The organism is Synechococcus sp. RSCCF101 (genome assembly GCF_008807075.1).
GTDB lineage: Bacteria > Cyanobacteriota > Cyanobacteriia > PCC-6307 > Cyanobiaceae > RSCCF101.
Genome location: NZ_CP035632.1, coordinates 1,942,980 through 1,960,605 on the forward strand (window position 1 = coordinate 1,942,980; position 17,626 = coordinate 1,960,605).

The window sequence follows — 17,626 nt, forward strand, 5'->3', positions numbered from 1 at the left end:
CCTTGGCCACGGTTCTGATCACCGGTGGGGCCGGCTTCATCGGCAGCCACACCTGCCTGGTGCTGCTGCAGGCGGGCCACCGGCTGGTGATCCTCGACGACTTCAGCAACAGCTCGCCCCGGGCCGTGGAGCGGCTGGCCGAGCTGGCCGGCCTGATCCCCACCGGGCCGGGCAGCTGGGGCGACGCGCTGCGGCTCGTGCAGGGCGACATCCGCCACGACCACAGCCTCGACCTCGCCTTCGCGGCGGCCCAGAGCAGCGGCCCGGCCGGCCTGGACGCACCGGTGGAGGCGGTGATCCACTTCGCCGGGCTCAAGGCGGTGGGGGAATCGGTGGCCGAACCCCTGCGCTACTGGGACGTGAACCTCCACGGCAGCCGGACGCTGCTGGAGGCAATGGAGCGCCACAGCTGCCGCTGCCTCGTGTTCAGCAGCAGCGCCACCCTCTACGGCTACCCGGAGACGGTGCCGATCCCCGAGACCGCGCCGGTGCAGCCAATCAACCCCTACGGCCACACCAAGGCGGCCGTGGAGATGCTGCTGGCCGACGTGGCCGGCTGCGGCGCGGGGGCCACCGCCGAGATGGAGAGCCCCAACGGCTGGCGCATCGCCCGGCTGCGCTACTTCAACCCGGTGGGTGCCCACCCCAGCGGCCAGATCGGGGAAGACCCCGACGGCATCCCCAACAACCTCTTCCCCTTCGTGAGCCAGGTGGCCGTGGGGCGCCGTCCGAGCCTGCGGGTGTTCGGCTCCGACTGGCCCACCCCCGACGGCACCGGCGTGCGCGACTACATCCACGTGATGGATCTGGCGGAGGGTCACCGCATGGCCCTGGAGGCCCTGCTGGCGGAGGAGCCCCAGCTGCTGACGCTGAACCTGGGCAGTGGCCGCGGCATCTCGGTGCTCGAGGTGGCCCGGGCCTTCGAGGCCGCCAGCGGCCGCCCGATCCCGGTGGAGCTGGTGGCGCGCCGGCCGGGCGATGCGGCCGTCACGGTGGCCGATCCGGCCCTGGCGGCCCGGCGCCTCGGCTGGCGCACCCAGCTGGGACTGGACGCCATCTGCCGCGACGGCTGGGCCTGGCAGAGCGCCAACCCCCACGGCTACGCGGCGTGAGCTCCGGCGCGGGGCCGCTGCTGCTGGCCGGCGGCGGCCACAGCCACGCCCTGCTGCTGAAGCACTGGTGCATGTGGCCCCGGCAGCGACCGGCCGGCTGGATCGCCCTGGTGAACCGCCGGCCCACCGCCCTCTATTCCGGCCTGGTGCCGGCCCTGATCGCCGGCGACGCCGCCCTCGAGGACTGCCGGATCGACCTGCGCCGCCTCTGCGAGCAGGCCCAGGTGAGCTTCATCGAGGCCGAGATCACCGGGCTCGATCCGGCCGAGCGGCGGTTGAGCCTGCAAGGCCGCCCGGCGCTGGCCTGGGAGCGCATCAGCCTCGATGTGGGCGCGGTGAGTCGGCCCCTGGCTCCTCAGGCGACCGGCGGGGGCCGCGCTGGATCACGGCCGGAGGCGACGGGAGACGAGGTTTGTTTGCGGCTCGAGGGCCCTCTCCTGCCGATCAAGCCACTGGAGCCCTTCCTGGACTGGCTGATGGCCGAGGACACGCGCCTGCCCACAGCAGCGGAACGTCGCCGCGCGCCGCTGCTGACAGTGGTAGGAAGCGGCCTGGCGGGGGTGGAGGTGGCCCTGGCCCTGCGGCAGCGCTGGCCGGAGCGGCGGCTGGCGCTGCTGGCCCGCCCGGGCCGCCCATCCGGACCGCTGCGCCGCTGCCTGGCGCGGGCGGGGGTGGAGCGGGTGGAGCGGTGGCCAGCTGATTCCGCAGGCCCCGTAATCGCCTGCACTGGGAGCCGGGCGCCGGCCTGGCTGGCGGAGTCGGGTCTGCCGGTGCAGGCCGACGGCCGCGTGCTCACCGACGCCAACCTGCAGGTGCAGGGCCATCCTGTGATCCTGGCGGCCGGCGACTGCGCCGTGGTGGCCGATCGGCCCCGGCCGCCCTCGGGGGTCTGGGCGGTGCGGGCGGCGCCCGTGCTGGCCTGGAATCTGGCGGCGCTGCAGGGTGCTGGTGCGAGTCGCGCGGGGCGTGGGAACCGCAGCAAACGCAGCAGGCTTCGGTGCTGGAGACCCCAGAGCCGGGCCCTGCAGCTGCTGGGAGCCGGTGGCGCCAGCCGGGGGCTCGCGGCGGGCGGGCGCGAGGCCCTGGCCCTGTGGGGTCCGCTGCAGATCGGGCCGCAGCCGCTGATCTGGCGCTGGAAGCAGCGGCTCGATCGCTCCTTCATGGAGGGCTTCCAGCGGGCGGGCGCGATGGCAGCTCCGAGCGGAGACGGCGAGGCGGCCGGCTCAGCGCTCGCCATGGCCTGCCGGGGCTGTGCCGCCAAGCTGCCGGCCGCCTCGCTGCGGCGGGCGCTACAGGGGGCCGGTCTGGACGGGCCGGCCGAGGACGCCCACGCCATTGGCGAAGGCTCCCCCGGCTGGCTGCAGAGCGTGGACGGCTTCCCCGCCCTGCTGGCCGACCCCTGGCGCAATGCCCGCCTCACCGCCTGGCATGCCTGCTCCGACCTCTGGGCCTGCGGCGCCCGGGTGCACAGCGCCCAGGCCGTGGTGACCCTGCCGGCGGTGGCCCCGGCCGTGCAGGAGGAGCTGCTGCGCCAGGTGCTGGCCGGACTACGAGCCGCCCTGGAGCCGATGGGAGCGACTCTGATCGGCGGCCACAGCCTGGAATCCCGATCCGAGCCACCCGCCTGCCCCGCCCTCGGCCTGGAGATCGCCCTCACGGTGAACGGGGTGCCCGGACCCCAGGGCCCCTGGCCCAAGGGCGGTCTGCAGGAGGGCGATGGTCTGATCCTCAGCCGCGGCCTCGGCAGCGGCGTGCTGCTGGCGGCGGCGATGGCCGGAGCCGTGCCGCCCGACGCTCTGAGCGCGGCCCTGCAGGAGATGGAGACCTCCCAGGCGGCGCTGCCGGAGCTGATGGACGGGCTGACCGTGCACGCCGCCACCGACATCACGGGCTTTGGGCTGCTGGGCCACCTGGGCGAGATGCTCAGCGCCGGCGCGGCGCAGCGCAGCGTGCGGCTGGAGGCCGCGGCCATTCCCGCTCTGCCCGGGGCGATCGAGCAACTGGCAAAGGGCCGGGCCAGCAGCCTGGCGCCGGCCAACCGGGAGGCCTGGGCTTGGCTGGAACCCGGCTCTGGGGCACCAGCGCGGGTGCTGCTGGAGGGGTCCGGCCCAAACGCTGACACTGAAGCCAGAGAGCAAGGCGAGGCCGGTCTCGGGGGTCCGTCACCAACGACAGTGCTGCACGAGCTTCTGGTGGACCCCCAGACCTGCGGCCCCCTGCTGCTGGCGCTGCCGCAGCACCAGGTGGAAACGGCCCTGCAGCGGCTGCAGGAGGCCGGCTTCGATCAGGCCTGTCGCATCGGCACCGTGCTCTGAGCCCTCACGGCCGGCGACACTCCAGCAGCATCGACCCGATCGGCATCCCCGGCTCCTCCGCGCAGGCGTAGCCGGCCTGCTCGGCGATCGCCTCCAGATCCTCCAGGCGCCGTTGCGCGGCGCGGGGCTTGCCGGTGGCCGCCAGCCAGAGCCGGGATGGTCGGTCGGCGGCGGGAACGGCCAGGGCGCGGCGCAGATCCTCGGCGCCGTCCCAGTCGCCCAGGGGCGGGGCCAGGCGACCCGCCGCCGCCTGCATCCGGTCGCTGGCGCGCATCAGTTCCGGGCGGGCGGCGTATCGATCGGTTTCGCCCGCCAGCCGCAGCGACAGGCTGCGGAAGTCGTTGCTCTCGCGCCACCACACCCCCGCGGGCGGCTCGATCGCCAGGAAGGCCTGCCGCCAGCTCAGGCTGAGGGCCAGCGCCACCGCGATCAGGGCCAGCCGCTCGCCCCGGCGGCTCAGGCGCCAGTCGGCAGCGGCCGCCGCCAGCGCGGGAACCACCGCCGGCACCAGCACGAAGAAGTAGCGGTAGAAGGCCAGCGGCCGCACGAACGACACCAGCACCACCAGGAGCACCATCAGCAGCGACGGGCTGACGCCGCTGCGATCCAGCAGCTCTGGCCAGGGCAGGCCGGAGTGTTCCGCCGCCAGTCCGTTGGCTCCGGCTGCCTCCGAGGTCGGACCGTTCCTTCGTCCGGGCGTGCACCAACGGCGCAGGCCCCAGACCACAACCAGGATCAGGCCCAGCTTGGGCAGGGGCCAGGGGCCGAGGGCTCGGGCCAGGGTGTCCTCCAGCAGGGCGAACTCGGGCCGGCCGATCCAGTCGGCGGTGGCGCCGCTGCTCAGGTACTCGAACGACACGCCGATCCAGAGCAGGGAGGGCAGCAGCGCCAGCGCCGCCGTGCGGGCCAGCGGCCAGCGCCGCCGCCAGCCATCCCAGAGCACCGTGCTGCCGAAGAGGAAGAGGCCGTAGTAATGCGTGAGCCCCGCGGCGGCCACGCTCAGGCCGTAGGCCCAGGCGCAGCGGCGGCCGGCCAGCCAGCGGGCCCGCCAGACCAGGGCCAGCACCACCCAGAGGGCCAGCAAGGCGTAGCCCTTGCCCTCGATCGCGAAGCGCACCGGGAAGGGAGAGCAGAAGGCCGCCAGGGCCGCCAGAGCGGCGGCGCGGCGGGGCCGGACGGCCAGCGCCGCGGCCTGCAGGGCCATCAGGCCGCCGCCGATTCCATAGGCCAGCCAGGAGAACAGCCGCAGGCTGAGGGCGCTCTGGCCCACCGCCGCCCCCCACAGCCAGACCAGCACGTAGTAAAGAGGCGGGTGGGTATCGCGGCTGAGCTGGCGGAACAGATCCGGCAGGGAGGGCTGGAACGACTTGATCACCGTGCGCAGCTCGTCGTTCCAGAGGCTGGTGCGATCGATCAGCACCAGGCCCTTGATCGCGAAGGCCGCGCACACCAGCACCACCAGCACGGCAGCCAATGGCGGCCTGGGGGTGGGGGCCGGGGATTCAGACGTGGTCATGGGCATCCAGGTGCTCGGCCCGCAGCTGGCGCAGACGGGCGCCCAGAGCCGGACCGGGCGGCAGGCCGGCCGCGATCAGCTCACGGGCGCTGACCGGGGGGGTGGCGTGCCGCCAGCGGCCGCACCAGCGCAGCAGCGGCCGTCGGGGCGTCAGCCCGCAGGCCAGCGCCAGGCGCACGGCCTCCTCGCCCCAGCCCTGGCCCTCCAGCGCCGCGCACCAGGCCGAGGGGCTGACCGGGCCGCGTGCGGCCACGGCCCGCACCGCCGGCAGCGCCTCGAGCCAGGCGAGCTGGCGGGCGGGGATCTGCAGCCGGCGGCCTGCCGCCGCCGGATCGGCGGCCCCGGCCAGCAGAGCCGGAAGCAGGGGCAGCTCCAGACGCCGGGCCCAGTGCAGCCGGCGGCGCCAGCCGCGATCGCCGCTCAGGGACGGATCGATCAGGGCCAGCGCGCCCCAGGCCTCCAGATGGCGGAGGGCCTGCGGCCAGGGCTCCCGCTGCAGCAGCAGATCCAGCTCCATCCTCAGCCGTACGGCCAGCGCCGGTGGGGCGGCCTCGGCCGGGTCCCCTGGCCGCCAGGCCCAGGGCCAGTCCGCCAGGGTGCGGCGGATCTGGCCGAGGGCCTCCGCGCCGGGCTCGAAGCCCAGCCGGGCCGCGTAACGGGCCGCCCGCAGCACCCGGCTGGGGTCATCGCGCACGCTGCCGTCGTGCAGGAAGGCGAGCTGGCGCTGCTCCAGGGCCGACTGGCCGGCGTGGGGATCGAGCAGCTGCCAGCGGCCCGATCCCTCCTCGCCCAGCACCAGGGCCATGGCGTTGAGGCTGAAGTCGCGCCGGGCCAGATCCGCCTCCAGATCGGCGAAGGCCACCTCGGGGTTCAGGCCGGGAGCGCTGTAGACCTCGCGCCGGGCCGTGGCCAGATCGAGCCACACCCCATCCAGCTCCAGCTCCACCGTGCCGTAGGCGGCGTGGAAGCAGTGGGACCCCACGGCCTCCGGATGCTCCCGGATCAGCCGGTGGGCCAGGGCGTGGGCGGCCGGCTCGCCGCAGGAGCCCGCCCCGGGGCTCCCCTCCACCACCAGATCCAGATCCAGGAGACCGCGCCAGGGATCCCGGTGCACCCGGTGCAGCAGCAGATCCCGCACGGCGCCGCCCACCAGGGCCACCCGGGCCGGGGCAGCGGCCCGGCGGAGGCGATCGAGCAGGGAGTCGGGCACGCCGGGCAACGCCAGCTCCATGGGCACGTGGCGGGCATGCATGAGAATCTGGCCACCATCATGGAGGGAGGTCCATGTCTGCCCTGAGCCGCTGTCTGCGGGAGGAGGCGGGCGCCATCAGCCTGGCGGCCGAGCGCCTCGGGCACGGCGCGGTGGAGAAGGCCCTCGGCCTGCTGGAGCGCTGCGCCGATCAGCGGGCCAAGCTGGTGATCACCGGGGTGGGCAAGAGCGGCATCGTGGCCCGCAAGATCGCCGCCACCTTCTCCTCGGTGGGGCTGATGGCCCTGTATCTCAACCCCCTCGATGCCCTGCACGGCGATCTGGGGGTGGTGGCGCCCGAGGATGTGGCCCTGCTGCTCTCCAACAGCGGTGAGACCGAGGAGCTGCTGGCGGTGCTGCCCCACCTGAAGCGGCGCGGCACGGCCCGCATCGCCCTGGTGGGCCGGGCGGACTCCAGCCTCGGGCGCGGCAGCGATGTGGTGCTGGAGGCCAGCGTGGACCGGGAGGTGTGCCCCCTGAATCTGGCCCCCACCGCCAGCACGGCGGTGGCCATGGCCATCGGCGATGCCCTGGCGGCGGTGTGGATGGAGCGGCGCGGCATCTCACCGGCCGATTTCGCCCTGAACCACCCGGCCGGCTCCCTCGGCAAGCAGCTCACCCTCACCGCCGCCGACCTGATGGTGCCGGCAGCCCAGCTGGAGCCGGTGGCGCCTGATGCCCCGCTCGATGCCGTGATCACCCTGCTCACCCGCGGCGCCATCGGCAGCGGCTGGGTGGAAGACCCCCACAGCGCTGGCCGCCTGCATGGCCTGATCACCGACGGCGACCTGCGCCGCGCCCTGCGCGACCACAGCAGCGAGGAGTGGTCCGCGCTGCGGGCCCGCGATCTGATGACCGGCGATCCGATCACCGCCGAACCGGATCAGCTGGCGGTGCAGGCACTGGAGCGGATGGAGCGCAACCGCCGCAAGCCCATTTCGGTGCTGCCGGTGGTGAGCCCCACCCGAGAAATGCTGGGTCTGCTGCGGTTGCACGATCTGGTCCAGGCCGGCCTGGCATGAGCGCCCCGGCCCTGCCCCTGGCCCACCCGCGTCGCTGGAGCCGGGAGTGGCGCTGGCGCCGTCTGCGGCCCGCCCTGCGCCAGCTCGCGCTGCTGGTGCTGGATGTGGACGGCGTGCTCACCGACGGCGGCCTCTGGCTCGATCCGGCCGGCGCCCTGCAGAAGCGCTTCGATGTACGCGACGGGCTCGGTCTCAAGCTGCTGCAGCGGTCGGGCCTGGAGCTGGCCCTGCTCAGCGGCGGCCAGGGGGGCGCCACCGAGGCGCGGGCCCGGCACCTGGGCATCCGCCACTGCCTGGTGGGCATCCGCGACAAACCCGCCGCCCTCAGGGCACTCCAGGCCAGCCTGGAGTGCCCGCCGGAGCAGACGGCCCTGGTGGGCGACGATCTGAACGACCTGGCGGTGCGCCCCGTGGTGGGCCTGCTGCTGGCCCCGGCGGATGCCTGCCGGCCGCTCCGGCATCAGGCCGATGCGGTGCTGCAGCGCCGCGGCGGCCACGGCGCCGTGCGCGAACTGGCGGAGCGGATCCTGCAGGCCCGCGGCGACTGGCAGGCCCTGCGGCGCGGCGGCTGGCGCGACCGCAACGATTGAACGCCACGACGACTGACGCCGGAACTCGCTCAGGCCCCTGCCGGGCTCTCTGCTGACGCCAGGCGGCGCGCCTCCTCCAGCTGCTCGGCCGTGTCCACCGACAGCGAGCTGCCCTCCACCCGGAAGGTGGCCACGGTGTGGCCTGCTTCGATCAGCCGCAGCTGCTCCAGGCGTTCCAGATCCTCCAGGGGTGAGGGGGGCAGAGCGCGCCAGCCGGCGAGCACATCACCGCGGAAGCCGTACATGCCCACGTGGCCCCAGTAGGTGGTGTGGTGATGCCAGTCGGCCGGATCCACATCGCGCACGTGCGGGATCGCCGAGCGGGAGAAGTAGAGCGCGCGGCCGTCGTGGGCGAGGAGCGTCTTGACCACGGCCGGGTTGTGGATCGTGTCGGGCTTGAGCGGGTACACCGGCGTGATCACCGCCGGTACCGGTGTGCGCCGCAGGAACTCGGCATGCATCGCGCTCACCACAGCGGGATCGAGGAACGGCTGATCGCCCTGCACGTTGATCACGGCCGTGCGGCAGAGGCGATCACCACAGGACCCCGGCTCCTCCCCCCAGGCCAGGGCCACCAGGGCGTCGGCCACCGAGGCCAGCCGGTCGCTGCCGGAGCTGCAGTCGGCCGAGGTGAGCAGCGCCGGCACACCCCACTGGCGACCCAGATCGGCAAGCTCCTCACTGTCGGTGCAGAGCACCACGGCCGCCGGGCCCTGCGCCTGGCGGCAGCGTTCCAGCACCCGCTGCAGCATCGGCCGGCCGCCGATCTCGGCCAGCACCTTGTTGGGGAGGCGCGAGGAGGCCAGGCGGGCCGGCACGGCCACCACGCTGCGGGCGATGCCGGCCGGCTCGTTCAATCCCACAGCCGCATCGCGTCATCGCGGGCGGCGAACCATTCGGCCGCCAGCACACCACCCATGCCGCGTTGCTCGCGGAACCAGGGTCCACCGAGCGTCCAATGCAGCAGCGGCGGGGCGGCGGCGGCCTCCTCACCGTGGCCGCTCTCCGGCGGCGGCTGCACGGCCACCAGATGGTTCCAGCCGCCCTCGATGGCACCGATCTCGTGATCGCCCTCAAGCCAGTGGAAGCGATGCAGCTCCAGGCCGCTGGCGCTGTTCACGTACTCCGGCGTGAGGGCGGTGCAGCGGTCGCACTGCATCAGCATCAGCGAGCTCCAGTTCTTCTTCGGGTAGGGGCTCTGCACCTCACCCAGGAACTTGCGCGTCTCCGAGGGCACGTGCTCGTGCTGCACGCACATCACGGCGTAGCGGGGATCGCGCTGGGACCAGAGCGCCGCGATGTCCGCTCGGCAGAGCATGTCGCAGTCCATGAAGATCGCCCAGCCCTGGAAGCCCATCAGGTGGGGCACCAGAAAGCGGGTGAAGGAGAAGGCCGTGCTCTGCTTCGGGTCGCGCGGGCGGTTGAAGAGACCGCCGACCTCCAACTGCGGGGTCACCAGGGGGGTGATCGCCAGCGGCAGCGAGCTGTGCTGATAGAGGCTGTCGATCAACACGTTGGTGGCAGCCCGCTCGCGCGGGTCGTAGCCGATGAAGATCGGGATCGGCCGCTCGGCCGGCGGCGCGGTGGCAGGGCTCATCAATCGAGATTACGGCGGCCCGCTCAGGCCTCCGGCGCGGCGGGCAGGGGCTCGATTGGGGCCAGGCGCGGATCGAGGATCTTGGGGCCCATGCCCTCGAATTTCACCGCCAGCGAGATGCGCTCACCGCTCCCGAAGAGGTGGGTGATGAAGCCCTCGCCGAAGCTGCTGTGGCGCACCCGATCGCCCACCGCCCAGCTGCGACCGGGGGCCGGGGCCGCGGAGCGGCGGCGCATCGCATTGGCCGGAACACCGGCCGAGCCACCCCGGGCCACCCGGCGCGACTCCTCCCGGTCGACCCGGGTGAGGCGATCGAGCCGCTCGCTGCGGCGCAGGGCGGCGCCGCCGCTGCGCGGCACATCCCCCTGCAGGTGCTCCTGCGGCAGCTCGGAGAGAAACACCGAGGGCACGGCCGGTTCACGCATGCCGCCCCAGAGGCGCCGCTCGCTGGCATGGGAGAGGAACAGACGCTCCTTCGCCCGGGTGATGCCCACGTAGCAGAGGCGGCGCTCCTCCTCGAGCGAGGCCGGATCATCGAGGGAGCGGTAGCTGGGGAACAGGCCCTGCTCCAGGCCCACCAGGCACACCACCGGAAACTCCAGCCCCTTGCTGCTGTGCAGCGTCATCAGGGTGACGCGATCGGCGCTGGTGTCCTTGTTGTCCGCATCGCTGGCCAGGGCGGCGGTGGCCAGGAAGCGCTCCAGATCGGCCTCCTCGTTCTCCTCCTGGAACTGCAGCGCCGCATTCACCAGCTCCTGCAGGTTGCGGCGGCGCTCTTCGGCCTCGTCGCTGGCATCGGCGATCAGCTCGCGCACGTAGCCGCTCTGCTCCATCACCCGCTGCACCAGCTCGGCCGGTGGCGCGTCCTGCACGCGGCGCCTGAGGTCGTGGATCAGCTCGCAGAACTGCAGCAACCCCTTGGCCGAGCGGCCCGCCAGGGAGCGCACCGCCTCGGGGTCGCTCACCACATCCCAGAGCGGGATGCCGAGCTGGTCGGCCGCATCGGTGAGGCGCTGGATGGTCGTTTTGCCGATGCCGCGGCGGGGCACATTGATCACCCGCAGCAGGCTGACGCTGTCGGCCGGATTCACCAGCAGGCGCAGGTAGGCCAGGATGTCCTTGATCTCGCGCCGGTCGTAGAAGCGCAGGCCGCCCACCACCACATAGGGGATGCCCCAGCGCACCAGGGATTCCTCCAGCGCCCGCGACTGGGCATTGGTGCGGTAGAGCACGGCCATGTCGCGCCAGCTGAGCTCGGGGTGGGCGGCCTCCAGCAGCCGCAGCCGGTGCACCACGGCCTCCGCCTCGGCGATCTCGTCGTCGCAGCGGGTGAGCAGGATCGGCTCGCCCTCGCCGCGGGTGGGGCGCAGCACCTTGTCGATCCGCTCGCTGTTGTTGGCGATCAGGGCGTTGGCCGCCTCCAGGATCGTGGCGGTGGAGCGGTAGTTCTCCTCCAGCTTCACCATCGTGCGGGTGCTGTCGTCCGGCGCCCGATCGCCGAAGTCGTCCTGGAAGCCCATCAGGATGCGGAAGTCGGCCGCCCGGAAGCTGTAGATGCTCTGGTCGGCATCGCCCACCACGAACACCGAGCGGTCCTGCCACGTGCCGATCGTGCCCGGGTCAGCGCCGTCGGCCACCAGCAGCTTGATCAGCTCGTACTGGGTGCGGTTGGTGTCCTGGTATTCGTCCACCAGCACATGGCGGAAGCGACGGTGCCAGTAGGACCGCACCGTGTCGTTCTGGCGCAGCAGCTGCACGGGCAGCAGCAGAAGGTCATCGAAATCGAGGGCGTTGTTCGCCGCCAGGGCGCGGCGGTAGAGGCGGTAGGCCTCGGCCTCGCGCTTGCCGCGCACCCCCTCGGCGGCGGCCTCCATCTGATCCGGCAGCCAGCCCTGGTTCTTGGCGTTGCTGATGGCCCAGCGCACCTTCTTGGGCTCGAAGCGCTTCGGGTCCAGCTTCATCTCCTGAACCACGATCTCCTTCATCAGGCTGAGCACATCGCTCTCGTCGTAGATGGAGAACTGACGCGTCCAGCTGAGCCGGTCCGGGTCCTGGTACTTATCGATGTCGAAGCGCAACAGGCGCGCGAACAGGGCGTGGAAGGTGCCGATCCACAGCTCCCGGCTCACCTCCCGGTACACCTGGCTGCGCAGCTGGCGCTGGTCCACCGCCGCCAGGGTGCTCCAGGGCTGGGCGTGGAGGCTCTGGGCCAGGCGCTGGGCCAGCAGCAGCTCCAGCCGTTCCTTCATCTCGCGGGCGGCCTTGTTGGTGAAGGTCACCGCCAGCAGCTGGCCCGGGTCCACGCCGTGGTGGCCGATCAGGTGAGCGATCCGGTGGGTGAGGGCGCGGGTCTTGCCGCTGCCGGCTCCCGCCACCACCAGCAGGGGACCGTCCCGGTGCTCCACCGCCCGCCGCTGGGCGTCGTTGAGGCCGGCCAGAACACTCATGGCGCGAGGCTAAGGCCCGGCTCCGGCAGGGGTGGCCCCAGGGCGACTACAGCCGCAGAGCCCCCACGGAGCGCTGGGCACGGAAGTCCTGCACCGTGCGCTGCAGGCCCTCCCGCAGGGGGATGCGGGCCGTCCAGCCCAGGGCCCGCATCCGGCTCACATCGAGCTGTTTCCTGGGTGTGCCGTCCGGCTTGCTGCTGTCCCAGGTGATCTGGCCCTGGAAGCCCGTGGCCTCGGCCACCTGCTCGGCCAGCTCGCGGATCGTCAGGTCCACCCCGGTGCCCACATTGAGGTGATGGATCGGGTCCTCGGCCTCCGGCCGCCAGTGCTCAAGAGCGAACACACAGGCCTCACCCAGATCATCGGCATGCAGGAACTCCCGCAGCGGTGAGCCCGTGCCCCAGCACATCACCTCGTTGCTGCCGGCATCGGCGGCCTCCTGGAAGCGGCGGATCAGGGCCGGCAGCACATGGGAGCCGGTGGGGTGGTAGTTGTCGCCCGGCCCGTAGAGGTTGGTGGGCATCAGGCTGATCGCATCGAAGCCGTGCTGACGCCGCAGGGCCTGGCAGAGCTTGAGGCCGGCGATCTTGGCGATGGCGTACCACTCGTTCGTGGGCTCGAGGGCCCCGGTGAGCAGGGCCTCCTCCCGGATGGGCTGCTCAGCGAACTTGGGGTAGATGCAGCTGCTGCCGAGGAAGAGCAGCCGGCGGCAGTCGTGGCGCCAGGCCGCCTCGATCACATTGGTCTGCAGGCGCAGGTTGTCGAGCAGGAAATCGGCCGGCTGGCTCGCATTGGCCTGGATGCCGCCCACCTTTGCTGCCGCCAGCACCACCACATCGGGCTGATGGGCGCTGAACCAGCGCTCCACGGCGGGACCATCACCCAGATCGAGCTCGGCGCGGCTGGCCGTGACGAGCTGGCCGTAGCCGTGCCGCTGGAAAGCGCGCTGGATGGCGCTGCCGGCCATGCCGCGATGGCCCGCCACGAAGATCCGGTCGTCCGGCTGGATCCGACGGGAGGAGGCACTCATTCCCTGGCACCCACCACGGTGAAGCCACTCTGGCGGAGCAGGGCTTCCTTGCCGGCCTCGGCCCGGTCGTGCTCGACCATCTCCGCCACCAGCTCCTCCAGCGTGGTGGTGGGCGTCCAGCCCAGCTTCTCCCGTGCCCGGGTGGGGTCCCCCAGCAGGGTGTCCACCTCGGCGGGGCGGAAGTAGCGCGGGTCGATCCGCACCACCACGGCGTTGGTGTCGCGGCGGCGGCCGATCTCCGCCAGCCCCTCGCCATCCCAGGTGATGCCGCCCCAGCCCAGCTGCGTGGCTGCCAGCTCGATGAAGCGGCGCACACTCTCCTGCCGGCCGGTGGCGATCACGAAATCCTCCGCCTGCTCCTGCTGGAGCATGCGCCACTGCATCTCCACGTAGTCGCGGGCGTGACCCCAGTCGCGCAGGGAATCGAGATTGCCCATGAACAGGCATTCCTCGAGGCCGGCATCGATGCGGGCCAGGCCGCGCGTGATCTTGCGCGTCACGAAGGTTTCGCCCCGGCGCGGGCTCTCGTGATTGAAGAGGATGCCGTTGCAGGCATACATGCCGTAGCTCTCGCGGTAATTCACCGTGATCCAGTAGGCGTAGAGCTTGGCCACGCCGTAGGGACTGCGCGGGTAAAAGGGTGTGCTCTCCCGCTGCGGCACCTCCTGCACCAGGCCGTAGAGCTCACTGGTGCTGGCCTGGTAGATGCGGGTGCTGCCTGTGAGCCCCAGGATGCGCACGGCCTCCAGGAGTCGCAGGGTGCCGAGGGCATCGCATTCGGCGGTGTATTCCGGACTCTCGAAACTCACCGCCACGTGGCTCTGGGCGCCGAGGTTGTAGATCTCATCGGGCCGCACCTGCTGCACGATGCGGATCAGATTGGTGCTGTCGGTGAGATCGCCGTAATGCAGCACGAAGCGGGGATCCTCACCACCACCGGGGGGCGATTGATGGCGTGGGGATCCTCGTAGAGGTGATCGACACGGTCGGTGTTGAAGCTGCTGGCACGACGCTTGATGCCATGCACGTTGTATCCCTTCTCCAGCAGCAGTTCCGCCAGATAGCTGCCGTCCTGACCGGTGATGCCTGTGATCAGGGCGGTTCGCTCGGGAGGATGGCCATCGGCGCCTGCCATGAACGGTCCTGATCTCTTGCGAAAGGGTATGAGACACCCAAGCGGCCTGAGCGCGACAGGTCGCTCGGGGCTCTTCGGAGTGGATCACATCAACCGCTCGCCAGACCCTCAAACCAGCCCGCTGACGATGACAGATGTCCCGCTGAAGAAAGCCGGACTGGAGTCTCACTCACCCCCCGTGAGACCAACACAGCGAGCCCGTCGTTCAGGCCTGGGAGGATCGACCGGCAGCACGGTTGGTGGCGCATCCATCGGGACCTGATCAGCCACAGGCTTGTCTCCCCGGGGCCGCACGTGGATTGAGGGATCGGGGTGACGGGTGGTGAGCGGGGTCTGCCCCGGCGCGGGACTCAGGCCGGTCTTGTTCATGATGCCCGCAACCATCAGCGGCGGATGCGCAACCTCGTCACCGGCGGTGCCGGCTTCCTCGGTTCCCACCTCGTCGACCGGCTGATGGAGGTCGGCGAGGAGGTGCTCTGCCTCGACAACACCTTCACCGGCCGCAAGGCCAATGTGCGCCAGTGGTGGAACCACCCCCGCTTCGAGTTCATCCGCCACGACGTGACCGATCCGATCCGCCTCGAGGTGGACCGGATCTGGCACCTGGCCTGCCCGGCCTCACCCATCCACTACCAGCACAACCCGGTCAAGACCGCCAAGACCAGCTTTCTAGGCACCTACAACATGCTCGGCCTGGCCACCCGGGTGAAGGCGCGTCTGCTGCTGGCCAGCACCAGCGAGGTCTATGGCGACCCCGAGGTGCATCCCCAGCCGGAGAGTTACCGCGGCTGCGTCAACACCCACGGCATCCGCGCCTGCTACGACGAAGGCAAGCGCATCGCCGAGACCCTCTGCTTCGACTACCGCCGCATGCACGGCACGGAGATCCGGGTGGCCCGCATCTTCAACACCTACGGGCCACGCATGCTTCCCGACGACGGCCGGGTGGTGAGCAACTTCATCGTTCAGGCGCTCCGCGGCCAGCCCCTCACCCTCTACGGCGACGGCAGCCAGACCCGCAGCTTCTGTTACGTGGACGATCTGGTGGAGGGCCTGATCCGGTTGATGAACGGCAACCACACCGGCCCGATCAACCTGGGCAATCCGGGCGAATTCACCATCCGCCAGCTGGCCGAACAGGTGCGCGACCGGATCAACCCAGAGCTGGAGCTGATCTGCCGGCCCCTTCCCCAGGACGACCCCCTGCAGCGCCAGCCCGTGATCGACCTGGCGCGCAGTGAGCTGAACTGGCAGCCCAGCGTGAGCCTTGAAGACGGCCTGGAGCGCACCATCACCTACTTCCGCCAGGAGCTGGAAGGCACCACCGCCCCTTAGAGGGAGCCATCCAGCACACGTCGGTAGAGCGCCGGCGGAGCCAGGGAGGGGATCAGGTCACCGCGCGGATCCAGCCTGCCCAGGCTGGGATACGAGCCGATCAGCCGCTGCCCGAGACCATCCCCCGCCAGCAGAGCCACCGAGGCGCTGCCGTGATCGGTTCCCCCGGAGGCGTTCTCCCGCAGTCGGCGTCCGAACTCACTGGTCACCAGCACCGTCACGGGCGGGCGGCTGCGCAGTCGGCGCAGACCGCCATCAAATCCCGCCAGCGCTTCGGCGAGTTGGGAGAGCAGGCGCTGGTGGCGCCCCAGCTGGTGGGCATGGGTGTCGTAGCCGGCCTGCTCAAGCGCGATCACGGCCGGCGGTTCGGGTGAGGCGATCAACCGCAGGGCCAGCCGCAGCTGGCCGCCGAGGCCGGTGGCGGGGATCGCGGTGCCTGAAGGGAGTGGCGCCAGGTCCTGTCGCAGCCGCGCAACGGTCTCTCCGGCGTCTCGCTCCAGCTCGAGCATCCGTTGCAGGAGCGGATTGCCGGCGGCAGTGGCCGGGACCGGCGGGGGAGGGGTACCGCTCCGGAGATCGGCTCCGGAGAGCTGCAGCGCCAGAGCAGTGCCCCCTTCGATGGCGGCGGTGCCGGTTCGACCCAGCGCGATGAGGGGAGTGGGCCTCCCGAAGCGGCCGCGATCCATCGCCTCAGCCAGCCAGCCGGGGCCCTGGCCCGAAGCGCGGCCACTGGCCCATTGGTCGGTGGCCTGGAAGTGGCTGCGACTGGGGGCGCTCCAACCCAGACCGAGCACCAGAGACAGCCGCTCGCTGTCCCAGAGCCGCTGGAGCGGAGCGAGGGCCGGGTGGAGCGCGAGGGTGTCGGTGAGGGGCAGCGGGTCGCGGATCGCCAGACGCGGCCGGGCCTGGCGGTAGCGGGGATCGCGGTGGGGGATCACCGTGTTGAGGCCGTCGTTGCCGCCACGCAACTCCAGCCAGACCAGCACCCGCTCCCCGGAGCGAACGCGAGCCGCGGCCGGCGACCACAGCCCCCGAACACGGGACCCCGAAACCAGAGCACCCCCTGCGCCCAGCAGGCCCAGGGCCATCAGATCGCGGCGCTTCATGCCGGAGCCTCCTCCTGGGCGAGCGCCGGCAGCGGGCCCGCGAATTGCCAGACCGGATCGCTGAACAGCTGCGCCAGGGTCTCGCGGGAGGTGCGCACCGGAAGACGCAGGCCGAGAGGCGGGATCGGGGTCAGCTCCGGCTGCAGCACCGGCGGAGGCGCACTGCTCTCCCAGATCTCCTCATGGGCGAGCAGGGCGGCAAGGCCCCGGCGGCGAGCCTGCAGGGCCCGCACCTCGAGCCAGTCGCCATTTTCCGGCCAGCCCTCCACCGACGGCGGTTCGAAGGGAGCCTGGCCCATCAGACGGAGCTGCCGCACCATCAGCGGGTAGACCTCCCGATGCGCGGGCCGCAGCAGCCGCAGGCTGCGGATCACCACGGGAATCGGATCCAGCAGCTTGAGTCCATGCCGACGGGCCAGGGCGGCCTCGGGCCGAGCCTGCAGGGTGCGCATCAGCCAGGGGAGGGAGAGTCCTGTCGCCTGCCAGGCCGAGGCGAGCTCCTGCAGAGCGCCGGCCGGCGGCGGCCCGCCCAGCACCTGCCGCCAGACCCGGCCGGCGATGGTGCGGGCCGTGGCGGGCTGATCGCAGAGCCAGCGCACCAGCGAGCGGGCCCCGAACCGCTCCCGGCGCCCCAGGATCGTCTTGGCGCGCGGGTCGTGGCGACGAGGACGGAAGACCAGGGCATTGCGCCGGTCCACCACGAATCCCGTGAGAGCCCTGGCGGCGTCGCGCACATCGGCCTCGCTGAACGATCCCTGGCCGAGGGAGAACAGCTCCAGCAGTTCGCGGGCGAGGTTCTCGTTGGGTCGCCGGCGCTGGTTGGCGGGACCGTTGAGGGACACCTGAACCGCAGGATTCAGCACCATCGCCGTCAGCAGATCGACGTAGTGGCCGTCGAGATGACGCTCGATCGCCGACACCTGGGCCTGCAGGTGGGCCGGCTCGGGCAGCTGCCGCCAGCTCACGGCAAACACTCCCAGCCAGAGCTGAACCAGCTCCAGGCGCCCGAGCTCCGCAGGAGCGGCCAGGGTCAGCCGGGCCAGCCAGTGCTCCTGAAGCGCAGCCGCCTTGGTGCGCCGGCATCGCTGACGGGCCGCTCCCTGCGGCTGCTGCCGGCACGGCCGGCCCGGAATCGGAGACAGACCGCTGCTGAGCATGACGGGATTGGCCGC

The 17,626-nt window shown here is 71.9% G+C and carries 13 protein-coding genes and 1 pseudogene; 5 read left to right on the top strand and 9 right to left on the bottom strand.

The features are described 5' to 3' along the window. The first annotated feature begins 2 nt into the window (after positions 1-2). Together galE and selD are read left to right on the top strand one after the other, a co-directional pair. A complete protein-coding gene (galE, locus tag EVJ50_RS09535) occupies positions 3-1,112 on the top strand; it encodes a UDP-glucose 4-epimerase GalE (protein WP_150883640.1) in 1,110 nt (369 codons plus the stop codon). Continuing rightward, positions 1,109-3,427 (top strand): selenide, water dikinase SelD, encoded by a 2,319-nt coding sequence (gene selD, locus EVJ50_RS09540; protein ID WP_150883641.1) that lies wholly within the window; start codon positions 1,109-1,111, stop codon positions 3,425-3,427. Before galE ends, selD begins: the two co-directional genes overlap by 4 nt. Before the next feature lie 4 nt (positions 3,428-3,431). Here selD and EVJ50_RS09545 read toward each other — a convergent pair whose 3' ends face one another. Together EVJ50_RS09545 and EVJ50_RS09550 are read right to left on the bottom strand one after the other, a co-directional pair. Further along, positions 3,432-4,943 (bottom strand): hypothetical protein, encoded by a 1,512-nt coding sequence (locus tag EVJ50_RS09545; protein ID WP_150883642.1) that lies wholly within the window; start codon positions 4,941-4,943, stop codon positions 3,432-3,434. Next, complete coding sequence (locus EVJ50_RS09550) at positions 4,930-6,174, bottom strand: CCA tRNA nucleotidyltransferase (protein ID WP_150884965.1); 1,245 nt, start codon at positions 6,172-6,174, stop codon at positions 4,930-4,932. Before EVJ50_RS09550 ends, EVJ50_RS09545 begins: the two co-directional genes overlap by 14 nt. A gap of 53 nt (positions 6,175-6,227) precedes the next feature. On the opposite strand from EVJ50_RS09550, the gene EVJ50_RS09555 reads away from it, so the two are divergent. After that, positions 6,228-7,214 carry an SIS domain-containing protein gene (locus tag EVJ50_RS09555; RefSeq protein WP_150883643.1) on the top strand — a complete coding sequence of 329 codons (987 nt, stop codon included), beginning with the start codon at positions 6,228-6,230 and terminating at the stop codon, positions 7,212-7,214. Beyond that, entirely contained in the window at positions 7,211-7,804 is a 594-nt protein-coding gene (locus EVJ50_RS09560) for an HAD family hydrolase (RefSeq protein ID WP_150883644.1), read from the top strand. Before EVJ50_RS09555 ends, EVJ50_RS09560 begins: the two co-directional genes overlap by 4 nt. 29 nt (positions 7,805-7,833) lie before the next feature. Here EVJ50_RS09560 and kdsB read toward each other — a convergent pair whose 3' ends face one another. The 5 genes and pseudogenes from kdsB to gmd all read right to left on the bottom strand — a co-directional run bounded on the left by kdsB (position 7,834) and on the right by gmd (position 14,013). Continuing rightward, the gene (kdsB, locus tag EVJ50_RS09565) at positions 7,834-8,661 is read right to left on the bottom strand and encodes a 3-deoxy-manno-octulosonate cytidylyltransferase (RefSeq protein WP_150884966.1); all 828 of its coding nucleotides are present in this window, start codon (positions 8,659-8,661) and stop codon (positions 7,834-7,836) included. Then, a complete protein-coding gene (locus EVJ50_RS09570) occupies positions 8,658-9,401 on the bottom strand; it encodes a hypothetical protein (RefSeq protein WP_150883645.1) in 744 nt (247 codons plus the stop codon). Before EVJ50_RS09570 ends, kdsB begins: the two co-directional genes overlap by 4 nt. Before the next feature lie 23 nt (positions 9,402-9,424). After that, entirely contained in the window at positions 9,425-11,848 is a 2,424-nt protein-coding gene (locus tag EVJ50_RS09575) for a UvrD-helicase domain-containing protein (RefSeq protein WP_150883646.1), read from the bottom strand. Between the two features lie 46 nt (positions 11,849-11,894). Continuing rightward, positions 11,895-12,878 (bottom strand): GDP-L-fucose synthase, encoded by a 984-nt coding sequence (locus EVJ50_RS09580; protein WP_150883647.1) that lies wholly within the window; start codon positions 12,876-12,878, stop codon positions 11,895-11,897. Then, positions 12,875-14,013 (bottom strand): annotated as a pseudogene (gene gmd / locus EVJ50_RS09585) (GDP-mannose 4,6-dehydratase). Before gmd ends, EVJ50_RS09580 begins: the two are co-directional and overlap by 4 nt. 393 nt (positions 14,014-14,406) lie before the next feature. Between gmd and EVJ50_RS09590 the strand changes: the two are divergent. Further along, positions 14,407-15,348 carry a UDP-glucuronic acid decarboxylase family protein gene (locus EVJ50_RS09590; protein WP_150883648.1) on the top strand — a complete coding sequence of 314 codons (942 nt, stop codon included), beginning with the start codon at positions 14,407-14,409 and terminating at the stop codon, positions 15,346-15,348. On the opposite strand, the gene EVJ50_RS09595 is transcribed toward EVJ50_RS09590, so the two are convergent. Then, positions 15,345-16,454, bottom strand: a complete 1,110-nt coding sequence (locus EVJ50_RS09595; RefSeq protein ID WP_150883650.1) for a DUF1501 domain-containing protein — start codon at positions 16,452-16,454, stop codon at positions 15,345-15,347. The two genes, EVJ50_RS09590 and EVJ50_RS09595, sit on opposite strands and share 4 nt — an antisense overlap. Next, positions 16,451-17,611, bottom strand: a complete 1,161-nt coding sequence (locus EVJ50_RS09600) for a DUF1800 family protein (protein WP_150883652.1) — start codon at positions 17,609-17,611, stop codon at positions 16,451-16,453. The genes EVJ50_RS09595 and EVJ50_RS09600 overlap by 4 nt, the downstream gene beginning before the upstream one ends. Positions 17,612-17,626 lie beyond the last annotated feature (15 nt).

Coding starts and splice junctions, on each gene's coding strand:
- EVJ50_RS09575 (WP_150883646.1), bottom strand. CDS start 11,848: ATGAGTGTTCTGGCCGGCCTCAACGACGCCCAGCGGCGGGCGGTGGAG.
- EVJ50_RS09600 (WP_150883652.1), bottom strand. CDS start 17,611: ATGCTCAGCAGCGGTCTGTCTCCGATTCCGGGCCGGCCGTGCCGGCAG.
- EVJ50_RS09570 (WP_150883645.1), bottom strand. CDS start 9,401: ATGAGCCCTGCCACCGCGCCGCCGGCCGAGCGGCCGATCCCGATCTTC.
- EVJ50_RS09595 (WP_150883650.1), bottom strand. CDS start 16,454: ATGAAGCGCCGCGATCTGATGGCCCTGGGCCTGCTGGGCGCAGGGGGT.
- EVJ50_RS09560 (WP_150883644.1), top strand. CDS start 7,211: ATGAGCGCCCCGGCCCTGCCCCTGGCCCACCCGCGTCGCTGGAGCCGG.
- EVJ50_RS09590 (WP_150883648.1), top strand. CDS start 14,407: ATGCGCAACCTCGTCACCGGCGGTGCCGGCTTCCTCGGTTCCCACCTC.
- EVJ50_RS09550 (WP_150884965.1), bottom strand. CDS start 6,174: ATGGAGCTGGCGTTGCCCGGCGTGCCCGACTCCCTGCTCGATCGCCTC.
- EVJ50_RS09580 (WP_150883647.1), bottom strand. CDS start 12,878: ATGAGTGCCTCCTCCCGTCGGATCCAGCCGGACGACCGGATCTTCGTG.
- EVJ50_RS09545 (WP_150883642.1), bottom strand. CDS start 4,943: ATGACCACGTCTGAATCCCCGGCCCCCACCCCCAGGCCGCCATTGGCT.
- EVJ50_RS09555 (WP_150883643.1), top strand. CDS start 6,228: ATGTCTGCCCTGAGCCGCTGTCTGCGGGAGGAGGCGGGCGCCATCAGC.